We start from the raw sequence: 20,382 nt of genomic DNA on the forward strand, positions 1-20,382 counted from the left end.
TCACGCATGGCGTCGGCCATCGCAAGTTCACGCGTGGGGAAAGAGTTTCCTTGGCTCTCAAAGGTCGCTTGGTCGTCGAGGGTGTATGTCCAATGCCACATCCCGAAAGTCCTCTCGGTCAATTCAAAGGTCACGTGCCGACCCATGAAAATAAGGCTCTCAGCCATGGCTTGTCCCTCCATTTCGTCGGGAGTCAAACGGGCAATTTACTCGTCCACGCCCAATATCACGTCCACCGCCGCACGGCCAGCGACTTCAGCCACCAGATATGCCCATCGTTTGGAGAATGGGCTGCCGTGAACTTTGATCCGCTTTCCTATCGCGGCGACTCCCGCTGGATTCGTCGGGCCCGTGATCTGGAACCAGACGTCAAACATGTCTGTGGAAGTGCCCGTCAGGAACATCCGGATCTCGAAGCCTCGGTACTCGGAAACGCGCTCCATATCCGCCCCTCCAACGTGACGACCATCCTAGCATGACAAAAGAACGCCCCATCCTCTTCTCCGGCGCCATGGTGCGCGCCATCCTCGACGGCCGGAAGACGCAGACACGACGACCGGTCAAGGGCTGGGCGCTGGATTGGCTGCAGTCGGACAACTTCACGCCGGCCTACGTTGCCGACCCGGCAAACCGGGCATGCCCCTACGGCCAGGCCGGCGACCGCCTGTGGGTGCGCGAGACGCACGGCTTTGGCGGCGATGCATACGCGCCAGACCTGTACTACCGCGCTACACATCCTGATGCGCCGATTCAAGGACGCTGGCACCCGTCCATCCATATGCGGCGAGAGGATAGCCGCCTCGTGCTGGAGATCATCGCCGTGCGCGTCGAGCGGCTGGACGACTGCAGCGTGCGCGATGCAATCGCAGAAGGCGCTGACCCAGTATTTCCGGATCAATTGATCAGCCAGGCTTGCCCCGAGGATTACCTCCTCGGGTACCGCCGGCTTTGGGACAGCATCAACGGCGCCGGCGCGTGGGAGGCAAATCCTTGGGTGTGGGTGGTGGAGTTCAGGAGGATCGCGGCATGACGAACTATCCTCTCACCTGGCCGGCCGGCTGGCCTCCCACGACTGACGCCCAGCGCGCAGATGCCCGATTCACCCTTGGCATGCAACGGAGCATCGGTGGGAAGGCAGCACCACCGTTTGGCGCGGCATGAAAGCCCTTGGCGCAGAGACGGGTAGACAACGAGTTAGGTTGCCTCCACGTCAAATCGATTCCACTCAGGGATCGCACGATTCGATAGCAGCTTCAGAACGACCTTTGCACAAACTGAGATAGCTAGGGGGATAATCTCATTCGCATGAGTCCTGGTGCCGCAGATCCTGTGCTTTTCTTGTGTCCCGCTCCCAGTGTGCACCATGCTACTTCGAATTCCGTATGCTGCCTTAATTACGTCAAAAGTCCGCATGCGTTCCTCGACAGTACCTCCGAGAAGCTTTGCGCCGCGCATACTCACTCTATGCGTGAGTTCAGTGTTTCCGTTCCCTAGGAGCGACTCAAGAGCAATCGCAACCTCGATAGCTCGATCGCCTATATCGTGCCGAACTTGCGCCTGATTTAGCCTCTTAAGGGCGACTTTGACTTGCGCTTTCGCTGAATCGTTCAGACTGAAAAATCCAGAAATGGCTGCCTTGGCGACGACTGGATCTATCGCAGGATAGTCGGCGAGAGTCATCGGAATAATCTCTGTGAATTTTGTGTGAGCGCCGCCGAGTATGGCCGCCTGCCTCATATCGATATCGCTGTATTCAAACCACATGGTCGCCGTCGTCAGCGATCTCGGGCCAACAGCAGTCAGGATTAATGCAATCGCATGGAGATACTCATGTACCTCTAAAAAGGGATTGGGTACGTCTGCTGATTGTTCCTCGTTACGCAGCGACACGACGGCAGGAGACATGGTGCGAGAGCATACCAGGACGGACGAAGGAGGCATGAACAAGAGGGGATTGTACTGTGGCAAGCGTGCGGCCCAAAGGCCAGCGTTCTTGAGGCCAAATTTTCGAGCGTCTTCCGGCATGCTTTCGAAAGGCACCAGCTGCACATCGTCAGTCAGCTGAATTACATCGTGAACCGGTGCGCCCCACACCGCCAAGTTGTATTGTCCCGCTGAAGATTCTGTGGCTAAGACCCTCCGAAGCCAGGCAATCGTTGCGTCCGGGTTCTTTGTTTTTAAAGCCACCCGATGCACCGGGTCGCCGAGAAAGTTGGGGTAGAAGCCCGTCAGCGCATTCCCGGAATGCAGTTGAATGACGACATCTTGCGGAAATCCAGGCTCATTCTTCAAGGCTCCAGCGAGCGCGGCCGCAAACTCCAAGCTTCGAGTTGGCGAAACGTAGACGAAGTCATCGAGTAGCGCTTCAGGCCCATAGAAGAAAACTGCCTGTGTGGGCATCTGTTCTGGAGACCGCTGCACCTGCTCAATGAACTTCTGAATTACGTCACGCAGCGAATCGTTTGGTCCGTACATAGTCAGGTGAAATCCGTCAGATCTAAGCATTGAAACTATCTCGGCCTGTTACATCAAGCCACCCAGGTGATCCGCCCAAGCCTGCATCATTAGCCGACGTTCAGGCAGGTACTGCGCGTGGTTATATGCTGCGCGCACCTTGTTCCGCTCCACGTGCGCAAGCTGGCGCTCAATGACATCCGGCCGGAAGCCCAGCTCGTTCAACGCCGTCGAGGCCAAACCACGGAACCCGTGCCCGGTCATGCGCGAGTGATATCCCAAGCGATACAGCGCATACAGCATCGTGTTGTTGCTGATATGGCCTGTCTTGCCGCGTGGGCTGTAGAAGATGAAGCCGCGGTGGCCATTGATTGCGCGCAGTTCCTTCAGCACGGCCAGCGCCTGCGTGGATAGCGGCACCACGTGTGGGTCACGCATCTTCATGCGCTCAGCCGGCACCAGCCACTCGGCCTTGTCCTCGTCGATCTCGTCCCATCGCGCCTGGATCATTTCCGTCGTGCGCACGAACGTCAGCGTCATGAACTGCAACGCCAGACGCGTCACCTTGTCGCCCTCGTAGCCATCGATGTCACGCAGCAGCTGCGGCAGTTCGGCCAGCGGCACCCTGGCCTGGTGCTGGACCGGCGCCGCCTTGAGCACGACCTCGCTATCGATGTCGGTGGCCGGGTTGCGGTCGCACAAGCCATAGACGATGCCGTACTGGAACACTGCGCGCATGCGCTGCAGCACGCGCTTCGTGGTGTCGCGGACGCCGCGCGCCTCGACCTTCTTCAGCAGTGCCAGGATGGCCGGCGCGCGGATGTCGGAGATGGGGGTGCTGCCCAACGCTGGGAAGACGTCGTTCTCGAGCGAGGCGAGGACCTTGCCGGCATAGACTTCGTTCCAGCTTTCCTTCTGGGTGGCATGCCAGTCACGAGCGACCGCCTCGAAGGAATTGCCAGCGGCGATCTTGGCCGCGAGGCGCTGATCCTGTTTGGCAGTGCCGGGGTCGGTGCCGGCGGCCAGCAGGGTGCGCGCCGAATCGCGCTGCGCGCGCGCCTGGGCCAGGGTGACTTCGGGGTACACGCCGAATCCGAGGCGATTCTCGCTACCTGATGGCCTGAAATATCGAAAGCGCCACAGCTTGCGGCCGTCGGGCATTACCTCCAAAAACAGGCCACCACCGTCCGCCAGCTTGTACGGTTTCTCTTTTGCTTTGGCGTTACGGAGTTTGGTGTCTGAGAGCGGCTCGACGCGGATGGGCATTTTTTCGTGGCACCGAAAATCGTGGCATTACCGGTGCCACGAATGATGCCTCGAAAAATGCCGGATGCCAACGATTCGTCACGAACTTTGATGAACGTCGAAAGGCCGGGAAGCCTTGATTTATCGCGGAGCGGAGGACTTTGGAGAACTGCTGCGGACTTGATTATGGTCCCGCCGACAGGAATCGAACCTGTATCTAGCGCTTAGGAGGCGCTCGTTCTATCCATTGAACTACGGCGAGCGGACCGTCTGCACGGTGCGCCAGCCGCCATGGGCCGGCCGAGCCGGAAGACGGGGCGGAGTATAGCAAACTCGGCAAGTTCGGCCCATGGCCGGCGGCGGGTGCTGGTGCGACGGCGCGCGCCTTGCTGGTCACGCCGTCCGCTGGCGGTGGCTCGGGCGGCGCGCCGGTGGCAGGCCCTTGCCTGGCGGCTTTCGCAGCCTACCCAATCGATCAGTCCGCTCATGGCTTGCTCCCTGTTGGTTGGATGGTCCGCTCAGGCGGCGGTCAGGCCGGTGCCGGTACCGGTGCCGATCGATGCCAGCAGGGCGCGCACCATCGACAGGACGGTGTGGACGGCGGCACGGGGCTGGCGCAGGCAGGCGTCCACCTGTTCGCTGCGGGCCTGGCCGAGCAGGCACCAGGTGCAGAAGTGTTCGCAGTTGTTGGTCAGCAGGTGGTAGTGGTCTTCGCCGAGGCGGGTGCGGGCACGGGCGACGGCTTCCATGCCGAGGTAGCGGGCGCAGGGTTCAATCTTCACCGCCACTGTGTGACCGTGGGCGAACTGGGTGAGCGAGGTTTCCTCGACCGGGGCGGCGTGCAGGGCGTGGCAGAAGCCTGCGTAGTGGATGACGCGGCCGTTGCCGGCGTAGATGCCATGATGGACGTAGCCGTTGCGTTCCGTAACCAGATGGGCGCCGGGCAGGTAGTCGTCTTGTTGTTGGTTTTGGGTGTTCATGGCGGTTCTCGGTTCGGTGTCGGTGGGAGGCAGCCAGTGCTGTGTCGATGCCAACCAACCGCATCAAGCGTGCCAATGCCATCGAACCACGGCAGGACAAGGGGTTGCGGGCGATCGGCACCCCTTCCCGGCCAGAAACCGTGCGCGGCCATCCAACAGTTTTGTGAGCGATGTGTTGGCTGGCGGCCATCAACCGAGCTTCCACCTTGCCCATCCAGAGCCGGATAGCTGTGGCGGGTGCCAGCCGACACCCCTCGTGCCCGGTGTTGGGCCGGTGCCAACGCCGCGGGCCGTCCCGACGCCACGTCGCGCCCGCCATGCGCCCCCGGCCTCACAAAGCCCCTGTGGCACACCGATTGCTCTATACAGCCATGGCGCCACGCGCCGCCCCCCGACTCTGGAGACCATCATGGCCACCCTCATCGTCAAGGACCTCGACACCCACCACGTGTTGGATTTCCGCGCCATGTCCTGCATTCGCGGCGGCGGCGCGCCGTGGGTGTTCGGCTGGATCCAGCCCTACGTGGCCTCCCGCCCGAGCGCGTCTCCAGTCGTGAACTTTTACGAGATCAACTACAGCTTCTATGCTGATCAGATGAACAACCAGTTCCAGAACATCGACGTCCAGAACAACGCGCCCAATTCGACCATCACCGTGGACGCCGCGCTGGACGCCCGGAACAAGGGTCGGTTGATCTGAGTCCTGCCCGGTAGCCGGGGGGCACTCCCACCGGCCACCCTTTGATGCTGCCCCGGGGGGCGGCGCTTGCGCGGAGCCGCTTTCTTCCGCGCCGGAGCACACCGTGACCTGCGCAACGGAATTCCGCTGGAGCTCGGCCGCCGCCACGGACGTCGGCCGGGTGCGGGAACGCAACGAGGACGCCTGCCTGGACCTGACCGAACGCGGCATCTGGGCGGTGGCCGACGGCATGGGCGGCCATGCCGTGGGGGACTTCGCCAGCCGGGCCATCGTCCAGGCCCTCTCCGGCCTGGGGCCGCCCGGCAGCCTCGATGGCGCGCTGGACGACGCCCGCACGACGCTGCTGACCGTGAACCAGGCGCTGATCGACGAAGCCGTGCGGATGAAGGTCCGGGTGATCGGCAGCACCGTCGTGGCGATGCTGGCCTGCGAGCGGCGATGCGGGTGCCTCTGGGCCGGCGACAGCCGGCTCTATCTTTTCCGGGCCGGCCATCTGAAACAGCTCACGCGCGACCACAGCCAGGTGGAGCGGCTGCGCGCCCGGGGGCTGATCACGGCCGAGGAAGCCAAGCACCATCCCGCCCACAACACCATCACGCGCGCCGTGGGCGCCGCCACCCGGCTCGACCTCGACGTGCTGACGCTAGAGGTGGGCGATGGCGATATGTTCCTGCTCTGCAGCGACGGCCTGAGCAACGAGGTGGAGGATGCCGGCATCGCGGCGGTGCTGGCAGCCAGCGCGGGGGACTGCGCGGCGGCGGCCAACGAGTTGGTGCAGCGCGCGCTGGTGAATGGCGGGCACGACAACGTGTCGGTTGTCGTACTGCGCGCCGAGGACATCGGCGGCGGCTCCGACATGACGCTGCTCAATCCGGAAGTCTGAGCGAAGCGAGGGGCCCTACTTCCCGCCCTCCGCCGCCCGGTTGCCCCGGAAATCCTTCGAATGGATGCCGTGCTTCTTAAGCAGCATCTGCACGTGCGAGCGATTCATCTCGAAGCGCCGCGCCAGCTCCGCCACCGTGCCGCCCACTTCCTGCAGGCCCCGTTCGAGGAAGGCCCGCTCGGCCTCGTCGCTGGCGGCGCGCTTGGCCTCGGCGAGCGAGGTCGCCGTGGTCACGTCCGCCACGCCGGCGCGCCCTGCCCCCGCCACCACGGACAGCCCCGCCGGCCGGGGGCGGATGTCCTGCGGCAGGTGCGCCAGATCGGCCGTATCGCCGGCCAGGCAGGAGATCCGGTACATGATGTTGCGCAGTTCGCGGATATTGCCGGGGTAGTCGTAGTGCATCAGGAAGTCGCGCAGGCGGGGCGTCAGCTTGACCGGACGGCGCTTGAGCTGCCCAGCGGACTCATCGCCAAAATAGGCCACCAGCAGCGCGATCTCGTCGCGCCGCTCACGCAGTGCCGGCAACGTCACATGAATCACGCTGAGCCGGTAGAACAGGTCTTCGCGGAAGGTGCCTTCCTGGCTCATCCGCCGTAGATCCTTGTTGGTGGCCGCCACGATGCGGGCGTCCACCGAGATCACCTCGTCCGAACCCACGCGCTGGATCTCGTGCGCCTCCAGCACGCGCAGCAGCTTGACCTGCCCGACCAGAGGCAGTTCGCCGATTTCGTCGAGAAAGATCGTGCCGGTGTGGGCGCTCTCGAACTTGCCGCGCCGGTCGTTGGCGGCGCCCGTGAACGCGCCCTTCTTGTGGCCGAACAGTTCCGATTCGAGCAGGCTGTCCGGAATCGCCCCGCAGTTGACCGAGATGAACGGTTTGTCCGTGCGCGAGCCGTTGGCGTGGATCACCTTCGCCATCAGCTCCTTGCCGGTGCCGCTTTCGCCGTCGATCAGCACCGGGAGGTCGGTCGGGGAGGCTTTCTCCGCAATCTCCAGTGCCTCCAGCAGCTTGGGGTTGTCGCCGAAGGTGCCCTCGAAGATGAAGCTGCGCTCCATCAGCGCCTGGCGCCGCTCGCGCGAGGACAGGTCCACCGGCTCCACCTCGGTCACCGCCTCGGGCTCGGCCGAGGCGGCCGCCACGAAGCGCTCCTTGTGTGACAGCCCCATCACCTCGTCGCGCAGCGTGGTGGCCTGCTTGAGCAGCTTCTCGATCTCGGGCCGCTCCAGCCGCGACGACCAGCGCAGCGTCGAGCGCAGGATCTCGATCTTCTCGATCAGCCCGGCAAACGACACCGCGGAGGTAACAGGCGTGCCCTGGTTGAATAGCTTCATGCCGCGCTCAACTGTTTCTGGACCAACTGGTAGTACATGCCGCGGCGCGCGAGCAGTTCCTCGTGCCGCCCCTGCTCCACGATGCCGCCTTCGTACAGCACGAGGATCTTGTCTGCCTGCATGATTGTGCTGAGCCGGTGCGCGATGATGACGGCCGTGCGCCCGCGCAGGATCTCCTGCATGTTGGCGAGGATGTTGCTCTCGGATTGCGTGTCCAGCGCCGAGGTGGCTTCGTCGAACACCAGCAGGCGCGGGTCGTGGTACAGCGCCCGGGCGATGCACAGCCGCTGGATCTGCCCGCCCGACAGGCCGATGCCGCGCTCGCCCACCACCTGCTCGTAGCCGAGCGGCAGCTTGGAGATGAAGGCGTGCGCGTCCGCCATCTTGGCGACTTCCTCGATGCGGCGGCGGTCCGGGCTGTCGTCGCCGCAGGCAATGTTCTCGGCAATCGTGCCCGAGAACAGCAGGTTGGTCTGCATCACATAGCCCACCTGGGCGCGATAGAAGCCGGCATCGATCACATTGAGGTCGTAGCCATCCACCGACATCGACCCCTCGCTCGGCTTGTAGAAGCCCACCAGCATCTTGGCCAGCGTGGTCTTGCCGGAGCCGCTGCGGCCCACGATGGCCACCATCTCGCCCGGCCGCATGTGGAAGCTGATGTTTTCGAGCACGTAGGGGGTGTCCTCGCCGCCATAGCGGAAGTACACGCCCTCGAAGCGGATCTCGCCCTGGAGGTCCGGCAGCATCACGCGCGAGAGGACGTCCTGAGGCTTCTGCTCGGGTTCGAGGTCGAGCACGTCGCCGAGGCGCTCCATCGCCACACCGGCGTCGTTCAACTGGCTCCACAGCGCCACCAGCCCCATCACCGGGGCCAGCACGCTGCCCATGAAGGCGTTGAAGGCGATCAGCTGGCCGATGGTCAGCTCGCGCTCCAGCACCAGCGTGGCGCCCACCCACAGCACCGCGATGGTCGTGGCCGCGTTCAGGACCTGGCTGACCAGCCCGACCAGGATGTGGAAGGACTGGGCCTGGTACTGCTTCTCCAGCGCCTTGGCGTACTTGCGCTCCCAGCGCAGCCGCACGGGCCGCTCGATGCCCATGCCCTTCACCGTCTCCGCGCCGCCCAGCGTCTCCATCAGGTAGGACTTGGCGTCAGTCGAGGCCGAAAACACGTCGCGCGCGTAGGTCTTCACCTTCGGCGTGACGATGACGGTCAGGGCGGCAATCGGGATGATGAAGGCGATCAGCAGCAGCGTCAGCTTGACGTTGTAGAAGAACATGATGGTGAAGTAGATGAACACCATCAGCAGGTTCAGCGCCGTGGTCACCGTGGACTCGGTCAGGAAGGCCCGGATCGTCTGGTTCTCCTGGAAGCGCGCGAAGATGTCGCCGGTCTTGCGCTTGGCAAAGAACGACAGCGGCAGCGACAGCGTGTGCTTGAAGAAGTGCGACATCATCGCGAAGTCCATGTTGCGCACCATGAAATTGGCCAGGTACGCGCGGACGGTTGCCATCAGCTGGGTGAAGATGTTGGAGATCACCAGCCCCAGGATCAGCAGGTGGAGCAGGCCGACGTTCTGGTGCACCACCACGCCGTCGAGGATGTTCTGGATGATCAGCGGCGGCACCACCCCGAGCATCTGGATCACGAAGGTCGCCAGGAACAGGTGCGCGAGGATGCGCTTGTAGGGCGACAGGTAGCCGATGAAGCGTAGCCACGGCGAGCGCGCCACGGCCAGCTCGGTCATGGTCTCGCCGGCCGTGAACAGCAGGCAGGTGCCGCTCCAGCCGCGCTCGAACTCCTCTGTGCTCATCTTGCGGAAGCCGATGGCCGGATCAGCCACCCAGACATGGCGCGCCGAGATGCCGTACACCACCACGTAGTGGTAGCCCTCCCAGTGCACGATGAACGGCAGTTCGAAGCCGAGCAGCGCGTCGCGCGTGCATTGCACGCCGCGCGTGGTAAAGCCCAGCGACTCGCCGGCGCGCGCCAGGCTGTCCAGCGTGGCGCCGGACGTGGTTACGTTGGCCAGCTCGCGCAGCTTGCCCAGCGTCATCGGAATGCCGTGGTGCCGGCAGATCATCGCCAGGCACGCCGCGCCGCAATCCATCTCCTCGGCCTGCTCCACCATCGCGAAACGGCGGATGACCCGCTCGCCGAACTCCGGCTTGGAGTGGAGATCGAGCAGCACCGGCCGCTTGCGCCGCTCGGCCAGCTTCTTCTGGCGATGCAGTTCGCGGTCCACGGCGCGGATGCGTTCCTCCAGCACCTCGCGCAGCCGCACGTTGCGTTCCAGGATCAACTGGACCGTCTTCTCGGGAATCACCAGCAGCCGCGTGTCGGTTTCGGCGATGGCCGAGGCGATCTGCTCCTGCCGCATCACGCAGGCCCGTTCGCCGAATATCTCGCCCTGGCCGAGCGTGGCGAGCGGGAAGGTATCGCCGTCCTCCTCGCGCACGATCCGCACCGTGCCCTGCCGCACCACGTAGAGGCGGCGGTCGTCGCGGCCGTCCTGCTGGAGGATGGGCTTGCCGGCCGCCACGCGCTTCACGCCCACGCTGCGCACCGCGTCCTCCAGTTCGCTCTTGTCCAGCTTGCCGCGCAGATCGAACAGCCGTGCGACGAAGCCGCCGGCCGAACTGATCGCCACGTAGCTGGTGATGAAGGCCAGCGCGGCCGGGTTGCCGCCCACCACCGGCTCCGACACGCTGCGCGGAATCGTGATCAGCTCGGTCTTGCCCGACGCCCGCACCGACGACTCGTGCCGATAGTCGCGCAGCAGGGCGATGTCGGCGAAGACCTCGCCGGCCTTGCGCACGCCCATGCTGATTTCCTTGCCGTGCTCCTCGTTGAACACGCGCACCGAGCCGGCCCGGACGATGAAGATGCCGTCGGCCGGATCGCCCGCGTTGCAGACCGTGTCGCCGAAGCCGAAGGTCAGCGTGCGGGCGCTGGCGGCCAGCCGTTCGAGTTCCTCGCGCGAGAGCGGCGAGAGGATCTCCACCGTGGCCAGGAAATCGGCCAACGTAGGGGCGGCCCCTGGCGGGGGCGCCTCGGCGGCGGCATCGCTAGCGGGCTTGGATGACATGTTCCTGAGCCCTGGCCATCAGCCATTCCTCGCGCAGCAGCCGGCGCACTTCCACGGCCACGTCGGCATCGAGCCGCGCCGGATGCTTGGCCCGCACCAGGAACACCTCGAAGAACGAGCGGTCCGCCGCCGGGAACGGCCCCAGCAGGGCGCCCGGCTCGGCATTGAACACCTTGGCCTCGATGTCGCTCTTGAGCGAGCCGCGCAGCACCTTGCCGATGTCGCCGCCCTGCTCACGGGTGTCGGCGATCGAGTGCTCGCGCGCCATCTCGCTGAAGCTGTCCGGGTCGTCCTGGAGGTAGGAGACCAGCTCGCGCGCCTTGCCTTCGGTATCCACCACGATATGGCTGACCTCGATGCTGTCGAACTTCGGCGAGTTGAGCTGGAAGTAGGTCTCCATGGCCGCGTCGTTGCAGACCTCGGCCAGCATCTTCTCCTGGTAGAGGCTGTCGGTGATGAACGCCTCGAACTCGTCCAGCGTGATGCCGAGCGCGTCGAGGTAGTGGTTCATGTCCGCCGCCCGATGCAGCCCCTGCACGCGGCGGAACTGGTCGGCGCGCTCCTGGATCTCCTCCGGCGCCAGCTTGATGCCGTGCCGCCGCGCCGCGTGGGCGGTCAGCTTGTCACGCACGAGCTGTTCCACCAGCCCCTCGAACTGGCCGGTCAGCTTGAGTACCCTCACGAATTCGTCGACGCCGATCACTTCCTCGTCGATCCGCACGATGGCTGTCATCGCCCTCTCCTTTTTCTTGCTGGAATCTGTTCAGCCCGCCACCTGCCGGAACGGGTCTAGCCCGAGGTCGATCAGGCGGCGCTCGCGCACCACGATCTCGGCCGTGGCGGTCATGCCGTAGCGCAGCGGGTAGCGGCTGCTGGCCACGGCGTAGTAGTCCTGCGCCAGCCGCACACGCCCCTCGTACACGGGCTGCTTGTCCGGCCCCGACGGCTTGGTGGCCGGCGAGATGTACTCCAGCGTCCCCGCGATCAGCCCGTAGCGCTGATACGGAAATGCGTTGAACTTGAGCTTGACCGGCAGCCCCTCGCGCAGGAAGGCGCGGTCGCGCTCGGCAATCTCGATGCGCAGCATCGGCCGGGCATCCTTCGGGGCGATGCCCCCGAGCGGCGCGTTGGCCTGCACCTTGTCGCCGCGCTGGGTGGAGGTGACGTCGGTAATCACGCCCGACACCGGCGCCACGATCAGCAGGAAGTTGTCCTTGTCGATGTTCTCGAACTTGATGCGCGCGGCGGCCTCGGCCACCAGGCGGGCAGTCTGCACCTGCAGGCGCAGCTTGTCCTCGGTGTTGCTGATCTCGCGCATCGCCGCGTCGTACTGGATACGCAGGTTCGCCAGCTCCTGCCCGCTGCCCTCCAACTGCGCGCTGGCCTGCGTGTATTGCTGCGACAGCCGCGCGTCCAGCTCGCTCAGCCGCGACTGCGCCACGCGCAGGTTGTTCTCGGCATCCTGGGTGATGGCGCGCTTGCCTTCCACCTGCGACTGCGACACGCCGCCGCCAGCCGGCAGCGCGAACAGGCGCGCGTAGCGGTCCTGCTCCTGCCGGGCGAAGTCGCGCGCCCGGCGGGCGTTTTCGAGATTGCTGCGCGCCTCCTGCAACTGCGCGCGCTGCTGCTCGGCCAGCCGCGTCGTGCCCTCGGCCATGCGGTTCTCGTGCTGGCGCGTGCCCAGCTCGATCTGCTGCTTGAGCGCCTGCGCGCGGCGCTCCATCAGCACCTTGCGCTCGGGAAACTGCTTCCATTCGCGCTCGGAGTCCTCCAGCTTGAGCTGCGCCTCCAGCGCACTGGCCGCCGCCTCGATCGCGCCGCGCGCGTTGAGCCGCGCCAGCACGTCATCTTTCGACACCGGCTGGCCTTCGGCCACGTAGAGGTCGGCCAGCTCGCCATCGACGGGGGCGTAGAAGCGGCGGACTTCCGACTCCGGCGCAAGCGTGCCGTGGGCCGTCACGATGACATCGGCATGGCCGAAGAAAGACCAGATCAGCGCGCAAATCACCAGCGCGCCGGTGATGACCACGGTCAGCATCGACAGCCGCCACGGCTCCGAACTCAGGATGGCGATGCCTTCGGCGCTGTGGTCCTCGAGCGCCTCGTTGAGCGGGCGCAGCTTGTTGTCGCGGGGATCCTCGCTCATCGCGCGCCTCCGGATGCGGTGGTGCTGGCGGGGGCGCTGGCACCGGCCGACGCGGCCTCCTTGCTGCCCTCGCCCACCAGTTCTAGCTTGGCGCGCAGCACGGCCGGGTCCAGCACCATGCGCAGGTCGTTGAGCGAGCGCCGCTGGAGGTCCACCTCGGCCTGGATCTCGTCGCGCACCTTGGTCCACTCGGCCATGTCGCCGGCCTTGAGCTGGGTGTAGATGCGCAAGCCCTGGCGGGCATCGCCCTGCGCCTCGGCCAGCAGGCGGGCCTGCGCGCGGAACTTCGGCGAGATACCGGCCTCCAGCCGCTGTTCGCCCGCGATCAGCCCGTTGTTGCGGTACTGGCGCCACTGCGTGGCGGCGCGGTTCAGCAGCTGGTTGGCGCGCCGCAGCGCGGCCTCGCGGATGGTGTTGACGTCGGCGTCGATGGCCTTCACGTAATACGCATCGGCATCCGGGTCGAGCGCGGCGTAGAAGGCCAGCAAGGCGTCCTCATAGCCGCTGCTGCCCGCCCGGCCCTCCTTCACCTTGGCGAACTGCGCGGCCACCTGCTGCTTGTGCGCCACGTCCTTCGCCACATCGGCCGCCCACGGTCCGCTGTTAATCTGGCGCAGGGCGTCGATGGCCGCCGCGCTGTCGCCGCGCCGCCAGGCATCGTCGGCCAGCGCGTACTGGCGCTGCACATCGGCCGGTGGCAGCTTCTCCGCGCGCAGCGTCTCGTACTGCGTCTTGAACGGCGGCGTGGCGAAGCTGACCTGCCGCATCTGGGCGACGAGCGGCCCCGTGGCGCGCTGGCGCAGCGCCTCGATCAGCGCCGTGTACTGCTTCAGGTCGCTCTCCACGGTGTCCAGCCCGGCCAGGCGCGGGTACTTGTCCTTGTAGTCGGCCAGCATCGCCTGCAGTGCCTCGGGTTGCTCGCGGGCCAGTTCGGTGGCGATGGCGGCATTGAGACGATCGATGGCAGTCAGATACACCGAGTCCTCGTTCTGGAGCCTGCGCAGGTTGCTCAGGCCCTCCGCATAGGCGTCGCGGAACACCGGCACCTGGTTGGCGATGCGGCCCAGCGCGCGCTGGTGCGCCACCGTGTCGGTACCCCAGCGGGCGACCAGCGCGCGGATGCGCGCTTCGTCGGCATACATGCGGATCGGGGCGTCGGGGCCGCCGCGTGCCGCCATCAGCCGCGCCACGCTGGTCACCCACTCCAGTTCGTCGATGAGCGCGCGGCCATCGGCGTTATGGCGGCTGTGGGTGCGCATCTCGGCCAGCACGGCATCGGCGCCGCTGAAGTCCTTTGCGCGCACCCGGGCGGTCCACGGCGGCACCCAGGCACGCATCAGCGCCTCGGTCCCCGTCGCCTGATATTGGGAGTTGTCCGGTTGCCGCGTCAGGTAATCGTCCGCCAGCGCGGCGGCGCGGGCGTACTCGCCCTTATCCATCAGCGCGGTCAGCGAGCGGTCCGGCGCGCCGCGCCAGTACAGGTAGCCGCCGCCGATGGCCGCCAGCAGCAGCGCCACCGCGCCCCAGCGTGCCACGCGCGCCTGCTTGCGCCGGTCATCGATGCCGAAGGTGCGCGCCGCCTCGGCCAGCAGCATGGCCACCTTGCCGCGCGGCGCCGGCTTGTGGGCCGGGGCGTGCCCGCCGTCTGGCATCGGCTCCGGGTTCACTTCGTCTTCCTGCGCGGCGGCGTAGTCGACGCAGAAGATGTCGAGGAAGGAATCAGCGGCGCCGACGAAGGTGGTCTTGTCGGGGTCGACGCCCAGCGGGTCAACGGCGGCGGGAGCGGCGGCGGCCTCCAGGGCGGGCGGCGGCGCCTCGTACACCACGGTGCGCGTGGCCGTGGCGTCGGCATCGTCCTCGCGCTCGATGTCCACGCGGTAGACGAAGTGGCTGCCGCCGAATGCAATCACATCGCCGGGCTCCAGCCGCACAGCCTGGTCCTCGAGCCGCACGCCGTTGACGAAGGTGCCGTTGGTGCTGCCCAGGTCCTCCAGCCACGGCGACCCCGCCTTCAGGAACAGGTGCGCGTGGCGGCGCGAGAGGTAGTTGACCTGATGCGGATAGTCGTCGCGATAGCGTGCAAACGTGTCATCGGCCTTGCTGACCAGGAACGGGAAACCCGCGACGACCACCGGCTGCAGGCCGATTTCCGGCCGGATCGGCGCGAGCGTGACTGCCAGGCGCGGCGGCTCCGGGGTCGGCGGGCGGGGATAGACGCGCACGCGGTACGACAGCGCCGCGCCAAAGCTCACCTCGTCGCCATCGCGCAGCAGTGCCGGCTGCTTGACCACCGCATCGCCATTCACGCGCGTGCCGTTCTTGCTGCCGAGGTCCGCCACGTAGACCGCGCCGTCCTCGGCAAAGATGCGCGCATGGCGGCGCGAAAGTACCGAGACCGTCTCCGCCGGATAGGCGACGAACGGCGCCTCGCCGCGGCCGATGGCGAACAAATCCTCCCCGATCCGGATTTCGCCGAGTTCGGGCCGGGACACGGGCATCAGCAGGACGTCGAACGCCTGCCCCGTTCTCACCGGCATTTCCATGATCAGGGCATCGTCGCGCGTCATGTTTCAACGGAACCAACAGTCGGGCCGGTGGCGCTGTGCCGCGCATGGCCGGATGGGCCGGCCATGGGGGTACGGGAGGTCACGCGTATGAACATAGTAGGCCACGCTTTTCGGGAGTCAATCCGCTGCGGTGCAGCGTTGCGCGAACGCACGCGGCAGGCGGGTTTCAAGGTTGAAACGCTTTGTGCGCGCGTGCGGCTAAGGCGCTACGTTCGCTGTCGTATTCGCACCGTTGGATGGCGCGGCATTGCTGACGGTGGTGCTCGGCCAGCCGCCACCGAGTGCCTTGTACAGCGTGACGGTATCGGCCAGGATTTGTTGGTGCGCCCCCAACAACGCCAGTTGCGCCTGGAGCAGCGAACGCTCGGTCTCGAAGACCTCCAGCTGTGACGCAATCCCTTCCTTGGCCTGTGCCTCGATCTGGGTGGAGACCACGCGCAGCTGATCCACCTGCTGCTGGAGTTCGATGCGCTGCCGCTTGTGGGCATCCACATTGACCAGCGCACTCTCCACTTCCTCGAACGCCGTCATGACCGTGCGGCCGTACTCGTTCTCCACCACGCCGATATTGGCTTCAGTGGTCTTCACGCGGGCGCGCACGTTGGGGTCGAGCATCGGCAGGTTGATGCTCGGCATGAAGCCGAAAGTGAAGGACTTGAGCAGGTCGGACAGCGCGAAACTGGCCGTGCCGCCGCGCGCCGTGAGGCTGATGCTGGGCAGCTGGGCGAGCCGGGCCTGGCCGACGACGTTGTACGCGGACAGCACGCGGTACTCGGCGGCGACGATGTCCGGGCGGCGTGCCAGCAACTGCGACGGCAGCCCGGCCGGCACGACGGGCAGCTTGACCCGATCCTGCAATCGGCCGGCCGGCACCTTGAAGTCGCCGGCGGGCACGCCGACCAGCGTGCCCAGTGCGTTCTCGGCCACGTCGCGCGAGCGGCGCAGCTCGATCAAATCCTTGTTGAGACGGTTGATTTCCGCCTGCTGCTGCATCACGCGGATCTGCGGCAGCAGCCCGTTGGCGAGCATCGCCTTGTAGGTGGTCAGGATGTCGTTGTTGCGCGACACGGTGAGCCGCTGCTGGGCGATCTGCTCGTCGAGCTGGAGCAGCGTGAAGTACGTGATCGACACATCGGACACCAGCGCCAGGTAGCCTGCGCGCCAGTCCGCCTCGGAGGCGCGGTACTCGGCGGTCTGGGCCTGCACGCCCTTTTCCACCTTGCCCCAGATATCGATGTCCCAGTTGACCGTGGCGCCCAGGTTGAAGGTGCGCGTCATGGCCTGGCCGGTGGTCTTGTCGAAACTCGCGCCGGCGCCGATATCGAACACGGGCAGCGCGCCGGCACGGGCTTCGCCAATCTGCGCGCTCGCCACGCGGATACGTGCGGCCAGCACGCGGATGTCGTAGTTGCCGGCCAGCGCCTTGGCCACCAGTTCATCGAGATAGGGGTCGCCGAAGCCTTGCCACCAGTTCGGCACGATGGTCTCGGCCGGCGATACCGTGATCGACTCCGTGCGCGACCAGTCCGCCTTGGCCGGCGTTTCCGGGCGCTTGTACTCGGGGGGGCGAAAATCGGCGCAACCCGCCATCAGCAGCGCGCAGAGCGCGGCGGCGACAGGTTTGGCCAGTGCGGGGGCCGGGGCGAAAGCGAACACGATGACTTCCTGCATGGAACGCCGTCGGACTCGTGCTGCCTGCCGTGGCGCTCGACTGTATTGTGGTGCGAAGCGGAGCCAGCTCCAACCTCGACATGTGTGCGGGGCGAAAAAAAAAGCGCCGGGACGGAGGGGTCCCCGGCGCAATGCTCCCCGTGCGGCTTGGGGCACCGTCGTTCGCGGTGCCCTGCCGATCTGAACCGGCGATAAATCAGAACACGTTGTTCGAGGCGGTCTGCGAGGTCGTCACCGTGTTCTTCAGGTGCTCCTGGAAGGCCGAGCCGTTGCCGAACAGGTTGTTGACTTCCTGCATTTGCTGGTTGCTCTGGTTGATCGTCGTGGTCTTGTCGAAGTCGATCTTCACCGGGTGATAGATCGAGGTGTAGGGGGCGAAGAGGCCGAGGCCGCCAGATACGGCGCTCATCTTCTTGGCGTCAAGGGTTTCGGTCGAGGACAGGTCTTGGATGGTCAGCGTGGTCATTTCAATTCTCCTAGAGAGGAAGAGGTAAGGCTTGGTTGGGTTGAGCATCGGGTTGGTGTCGCGCTCGGTTGTCATATCGCAGCAAGCGTGCCAGCCCGTGCCAGAAGACCGAAAAAAACCCGCCAGCGCTGGCGGGTCAAGGCTTTGCGGATGAGCGCGTCACACGGCATGGGGGGTGGCGGGGCCCCGGCCTGTTGGTGGCGGCACAACGGATGCGGGCCAGCTGTCTGGCTGGCGCCAACATCGCGGACGAAAAAAAGGCGCGCATCGCTGCGCGCCCCGTGGAGCAGGCGTTCCGCCCGCCTACTTCACATAGATCGTGATCTTCTTCGAGTACACCGGCGGACTGGTCGGGATGTGCTTCTCGTCGCCCATCAGCAGTTGCAGCGTGTGCTTGCCCGGCGCCAGCTCCACCGTGGTCTCGGTCTCGCCCGCGCCGAAGTGCAGGTGGTTGCGGTCGTTCGGAATCTCCTTGTCCATCGGCGGCAGGTCCACATCGATCAATAGATGGTGGTGGCCGGTGTTCGGGAACTTGACGTCCTTGGGCGCCACGCCCATGTTGCGCAGCCCGAACCAGACCTTGACCGGCTTGCCGGCCGGCAGGGTCTGGTTGTTGTTCGGATAGCCGATATAGAGATAGGCGTTCTTCGGCGCCGCCGTGGGGCCGCTGGCCGGGGTGGCCCCCGCGGCCGATGCCGCCGTGCCGCCATGCGCGGCATGGCCGGCCGAGGCGGCGGGCGCCGAGGCATCGGCAGCCATGGCACTGCCTGCCCACAGACAGCCGGCGGCAAGAACGATCACTGCGGCGACTGGCTTCGTCATGGCTTCCCTCCCCTGCGCGGCGATCATCGCGAATGTGCGCTCACCGCACGGTGATCGTGATCTTCTTCGAATAAATCGGCGGATCGAACGGCACGTGCTTGCTGTCGCCCAGCAATAGCTGCAGCGTGTGCTTGCCTGGCGGCAGTTCGATGCGCGCGTCGGTCTCGCCCGCGCCGAAATGCAGGTGGTTGCGGTCGTTGGGAATTTCCTTGTCCATCGGCGGCAATTCGGCGTCGATCAGCAGGTGATGGTGACCGCAGTTGGGGCGCTCGACACCCTTCGGACAGACGCCCATACCCTTCAGGCCCATGCGGACCCAGAGCTTGCCGCCGTCGATGACGGCGCCGTCGCCGGGCCAGATGATGTACGTCTCGGCGTTCTTCGGGGCGGGGGTCAGCGGCGTGGCAAGGGTGGCGTAGGCAGCCAGTCCCGTGGCAAGCACGGCGGCCGCGAGCACGCGGAGCGGGGATCGTCTGGACATACGCGGCTCCTCCCGGAGATCTGTCCGCTTCACACGGTGCCCGCGCGGGGACACCGGCGAGGCGAGCGGGCAGCGGATCTTGATTAGTGTTGTGGCGGCAGTGCGCTCGGCGATGTGTCCTCAAGCGTAGGTCGGAAGATCGGAAAAAGCGAACGGAAGCTAACCGGGCGGCCTGGCACGGCGCGGCGACCTTTCACGCCACACCTGCTGTGCTATCTTGAAACGAGCCGGATTGCGTCACGGCAACTCCACACCGCGCGCTGCGCAGCACCCACGGGGCCTGAATATGTGGCGGAAAACTCTTGTCGTGTCATGGATTGGCAGTGCTTTGCTCGGGGGCGGCGCGTTCTGTGGCGCCCTCGGTGTGGCGGGTACGATGTTCGCCACGTCGGCCAGCGCCGGCATCCTGCCGAAGAACAGTGACGAGCAGTACGAACTGTCGTTCTGGGACTCCATCAAGAACAGTAACTACGCCAGCGACTACGAGGCGTATCTGAAGCAATACCCGAACGGGCGATTCGCGGCGCTCGCCAAGTCTCGCATCGAGCGCATCAAGGCCACGTCTCCCGCCCAGCCCGCCAAGCCCGAGCCGAAGGTGGAAGCCAAGCCGGCCCCGACGCCCACCCCGGCGCCGACACCCGCCCCGCCGCCTGCCGCACGCGCCCCGGCCACACCCGCCACACCGCCCGCCACGCCACCCACCGCCAACCAGCCGCGCTCGCGCAGCGGCGGGCCCATCGCGCAGGGCACCGTGACCTATGCGAACGAAGGCAAGGAAGGCGCCCCCGCCACCGCGCCGGCCAAGCAGGCCGAAGCCAAGGGCGGCGAGATCCGTGACTGCCCGGCCTGCCCGGTACTCGTCAGCGTCAGCCCGGGCGGCTTCACGATGGGCAGCAGCATCAGCGACCCCGCCGAGCGTCCGCCGCACCGCGTGACCATCAGCCAGCCGTTCGCCATCGGCAAGTTCGAGGTGACCGTCGAGCAATGGAATGCCTGTGCCGATGCCAACGGCTGCCCGCGCATCGCCACCAATCCTGCCGAGGCGAAGGCCGCCCCGGTGCGCGACGTCAGCTGGGATGACACCCAGCAGTACCTCGCCTGGCTCACGAAGACTACCGGCAAGACCTATCGCCTGCCCACCGAAGCCGAATGGGAGTACGCAGCGCGCGGCGGCACCAGCTCCGCCTACTGGTGGGGCGACCAGATGCGCAAGGGCAACGCCAACTGCAAGGACTGCGGCGAGCCGTGGAGCGATGCCGCGCCGGCCAACGTCGGCTCGTTCGCGGCCAATCCGTACGGCCTGCATGACATGAACGGCAGCGTCTGGGAATGGGTGGGCGACTGCTGGCACAGTTCGTACAAGAACGCACCGGTCGATGGCCGCGCCTGGGACGAGGCGGCCTGCACCGCGCGCGTGATCCGCGGTGGCTCCTGGCGGGAGGGGGCGACCTATATGGTGTCTTCCACGCGCTTCAAGTACAGCACCAGCGTGCGCCAGTCGCAGAACGGCTTCCGCGTGGCGCGGGACATGAAGTAGCAGACT

General features: G+C 66.0%; 17 protein-coding genes and 1 tRNA gene. 4 read left to right on the forward strand and 14 right to left on the reverse strand.

Annotation, left to right across the window (positions count from 1 at the left end; translation table 11 throughout):
• Nucleotides 1–206: 206 nt before the first annotated feature.
• Nucleotides 207–443: a hypothetical protein gene (locus tag AC1DFU_RS16810; RefSeq protein ID WP_441645874.1), complete on the reverse strand. Its 237-nt coding sequence runs from the start codon at nucleotides 441–443 to the stop codon at nucleotides 207–209.
• 32 nt (nucleotides 444–475) lie between these two features.
• Between AC1DFU_RS16810 and AC1DFU_RS16815 the strand changes: the two genes are divergently transcribed.
• Nucleotides 476–1,030 (forward strand): ASCH domain-containing protein, encoded by a 555-nt coding sequence (locus AC1DFU_RS16815; protein WP_477159789.1) that lies wholly within the window; start codon nucleotides 476–478, stop codon nucleotides 1,028–1,030.
• A 164-nt stretch (nucleotides 1,031–1,194) separates the two neighbouring features.
• Here AC1DFU_RS16815 and AC1DFU_RS16820 read toward each other — a convergent pair whose 3' ends face one another.
• The 4 genes from AC1DFU_RS16820 to AC1DFU_RS16835 all read right to left on the reverse strand — a co-directional run bounded on the left by AC1DFU_RS16820 (nucleotide 1,195) and on the right by AC1DFU_RS16835 (nucleotide 4,679).
• Nucleotides 1,195–2,505 (reverse strand): hypothetical protein, encoded by a 1,311-nt coding sequence (locus tag AC1DFU_RS16820; protein ID WP_477159788.1) that lies wholly within the window; start codon nucleotides 2,503–2,505, stop codon nucleotides 1,195–1,197.
• 18 nt (nucleotides 2,506–2,523) lie between these two features.
• Nucleotides 2,524–3,720 carry a tyrosine-type recombinase/integrase gene (locus AC1DFU_RS16825; protein ID WP_477159787.1) on the reverse strand — a complete coding sequence of 399 codons (1,197 nt, stop codon included), beginning with the start codon at nucleotides 3,718–3,720 and terminating at the stop codon, nucleotides 2,524–2,526.
• Between the two features lie 166 nt (nucleotides 3,721–3,886).
• A tRNA-Arg gene (locus tag AC1DFU_RS16830) sits at nucleotides 3,887–3,961 on the reverse strand.
• A 256-nt stretch (nucleotides 3,962–4,217) separates the two neighbouring features.
• Nucleotides 4,218–4,679 (reverse strand): lecithin retinol acyltransferase family protein, encoded by a 462-nt coding sequence (locus AC1DFU_RS16835; protein WP_441590559.1) that lies wholly within the window; start codon nucleotides 4,677–4,679, stop codon nucleotides 4,218–4,220.
• A 409-nt stretch (nucleotides 4,680–5,088) separates the two neighbouring features.
• Between AC1DFU_RS16835 and AC1DFU_RS16840 the strand changes: the two genes are divergently transcribed.
• A complete protein-coding gene (locus AC1DFU_RS16840) occupies nucleotides 5,089–5,379 on the forward strand; it encodes a hypothetical protein (RefSeq protein WP_092290275.1) in 291 nt (96 codons plus the stop codon).
• 103 nt (nucleotides 5,380–5,482) lie between these two features.
• The gene (locus tag AC1DFU_RS16845; protein WP_092290276.1) at nucleotides 5,483–6,262 is read left to right on the forward strand and encodes a PP2C family protein-serine/threonine phosphatase; all 780 of its coding nucleotides are present in this window, start codon (nucleotides 5,483–5,485) and stop codon (nucleotides 6,260–6,262) included.
• 15 nt (nucleotides 6,263–6,277) lie between these two features.
• On the opposite strand, the gene AC1DFU_RS16850 is transcribed toward AC1DFU_RS16845, so the two are convergent.
• The 9 genes from AC1DFU_RS16850 to AC1DFU_RS16890 form a co-directional block, all read right to left on the reverse strand.
• Nucleotides 6,278–7,594, reverse strand: a complete 1,317-nt coding sequence (locus AC1DFU_RS16850) for a sigma-54 interaction domain-containing protein (RefSeq protein WP_441590560.1) — start codon at nucleotides 7,592–7,594, stop codon at nucleotides 6,278–6,280.
• Entirely contained in the window at nucleotides 7,591–10,686 is a 3,096-nt protein-coding gene (locus AC1DFU_RS16855) for a peptidase domain-containing ABC transporter (protein ID WP_441590561.1), read from the reverse strand. The genes AC1DFU_RS16850 and AC1DFU_RS16855 overlap by 4 nt, the downstream gene beginning before the upstream one ends.
• Nucleotides 10,667–11,419 carry a peptidylprolyl isomerase gene (locus AC1DFU_RS16860; protein ID WP_441590562.1) on the reverse strand — a complete coding sequence of 251 codons (753 nt, stop codon included), beginning with the start codon at nucleotides 11,417–11,419 and terminating at the stop codon, nucleotides 10,667–10,669. Before AC1DFU_RS16860 ends, AC1DFU_RS16855 begins: the two co-directional genes overlap by 20 nt.
• A gap of 30 nt (nucleotides 11,420–11,449) precedes the next feature.
• Nucleotides 11,450–12,832 (reverse strand): beta-barrel domain-containing protein, encoded by a 1,383-nt coding sequence (locus AC1DFU_RS16865; protein ID WP_092290284.1) that lies wholly within the window; start codon nucleotides 12,830–12,832, stop codon nucleotides 11,450–11,452.
• Nucleotides 12,829–15,399, reverse strand: coding sequence for an FHA domain-containing protein (locus AC1DFU_RS16870; protein ID WP_441590563.1), 2,571 nt, complete (start codon nucleotides 15,397–15,399; stop codon nucleotides 12,829–12,831). Before AC1DFU_RS16870 ends, AC1DFU_RS16865 begins: the two co-directional genes overlap by 4 nt.
• 198 nt (nucleotides 15,400–15,597) lie before the next feature.
• Nucleotides 15,598–17,070: an efflux transporter outer membrane subunit gene (locus AC1DFU_RS16875; protein ID WP_092290288.1), complete on the reverse strand. Its 1,473-nt coding sequence runs from the start codon at nucleotides 17,068–17,070 to the stop codon at nucleotides 15,598–15,600.
• A gap of 196 nt (nucleotides 17,071–17,266) precedes the next feature.
• Nucleotides 17,267–17,536 carry a hypothetical protein gene (locus tag AC1DFU_RS16880; protein ID WP_092290290.1) on the reverse strand — a complete coding sequence of 90 codons (270 nt, stop codon included), beginning with the start codon at nucleotides 17,534–17,536 and terminating at the stop codon, nucleotides 17,267–17,269.
• A gap of 303 nt (nucleotides 17,537–17,839) precedes the next feature.
• Nucleotides 17,840–18,358, reverse strand: coding sequence for a DUF4399 domain-containing protein (locus AC1DFU_RS16885; protein WP_441590564.1), 519 nt, complete (start codon nucleotides 18,356–18,358; stop codon nucleotides 17,840–17,842).
• A 40-nt stretch (nucleotides 18,359–18,398) separates the two neighbouring features.
• Nucleotides 18,399–18,839 (reverse strand): DUF4399 domain-containing protein, encoded by a 441-nt coding sequence (locus AC1DFU_RS16890; RefSeq protein ID WP_092290294.1) that lies wholly within the window; start codon nucleotides 18,837–18,839, stop codon nucleotides 18,399–18,401.
• Nucleotides 18,840–19,215: 376 nt separating this feature from the next.
• Between AC1DFU_RS16890 and AC1DFU_RS16895 the strand changes: the two genes are divergently transcribed.
• The gene (locus tag AC1DFU_RS16895; protein WP_441590565.1) at nucleotides 19,216–20,376 is read left to right on the forward strand and encodes a formylglycine-generating enzyme family protein; all 1,161 of its coding nucleotides are present in this window, start codon (nucleotides 19,216–19,218) and stop codon (nucleotides 20,374–20,376) included.
• The last annotated feature ends 6 nt before the right edge of the window (nucleotides 20,377–20,382 follow it).

This window comes from Cupriavidus sp. 10L45 (assembly GCF_056395225.1).

Coding starts and splice junctions, on each gene's coding strand:
- AC1DFU_RS16810 (WP_441645874.1), bottom strand. CDS start 443: ATGGAGCGCGTTTCCGAGTACCGAGGCTTCGAGATCCGGATGTTCCTG.
- AC1DFU_RS16815 (WP_477159789.1), top strand. CDS start 476: ATGACAAAAGAACGCCCCATCCTCTTCTCCGGCGCCATGGTGCGCGCC.
- AC1DFU_RS16820 (WP_477159788.1), bottom strand. CDS start 2,505: ATGCTTAGATCTGACGGATTTCACCTGACTATGTACGGACCAAACGAT.
- AC1DFU_RS16825 (WP_477159787.1), bottom strand. CDS start 3,720: ATGCCCATCCGCGTCGAGCCGCTCTCAGACACCAAACTCCGTAACGCC.
- AC1DFU_RS16835 (WP_441590559.1), bottom strand. CDS start 4,679: ATGAACACCCAAAACCAACAACAAGACGACTACCTGCCCGGCGCCCAT.
- AC1DFU_RS16840 (WP_092290275.1), top strand. CDS start 5,089: ATGGCCACCCTCATCGTCAAGGACCTCGACACCCACCACGTGTTGGAT.
- AC1DFU_RS16850 (WP_441590560.1), bottom strand. CDS start 7,594: ATGAAGCTATTCAACCAGGGCACGCCTGTTACCTCCGCGGTGTCGTTT.
- AC1DFU_RS16855 (WP_441590561.1), bottom strand. CDS start 10,686: ATGTCATCCAAGCCCGCTAGCGATGCCGCCGCCGAGGCGCCCCCGCCA.
- AC1DFU_RS16860 (WP_441590562.1), bottom strand. CDS start 11,419: ATGACAGCCATCGTGCGGATCGACGAGGAAGTGATCGGCGTCGACGAA.
- AC1DFU_RS16865 (WP_092290284.1), bottom strand. CDS start 12,832: ATGAGCGAGGATCCCCGCGACAACAAGCTGCGCCCGCTCAACGAGGCG.
- AC1DFU_RS16870 (WP_441590563.1), bottom strand. CDS start 15,399: ATGACGCGCGACGATGCCCTGATCATGGAAATGCCGGTGAGAACGGGG.
- AC1DFU_RS16875 (WP_092290288.1), bottom strand. CDS start 17,070: ATGCAGGAAGTCATCGTGTTCGCTTTCGCCCCGGCCCCCGCACTGGCC.
- AC1DFU_RS16880 (WP_092290290.1), bottom strand. CDS start 17,536: ATGACCACGCTGACCATCCAAGACCTGTCCTCGACCGAAACCCTTGAC.
- AC1DFU_RS16885 (WP_441590564.1), bottom strand. CDS start 18,358: ATGACGAAGCCAGTCGCCGCAGTGATCGTTCTTGCCGCCGGCTGTCTG.
- AC1DFU_RS16890 (WP_092290294.1), bottom strand. CDS start 18,839: ATGTCCAGACGATCCCCGCTCCGCGTGCTCGCGGCCGCCGTGCTTGCC.
- AC1DFU_RS16895 (WP_441590565.1), top strand. CDS start 19,216: ATGTTCGCCACGTCGGCCAGCGCCGGCATCCTGCCGAAGAACAGTGAC.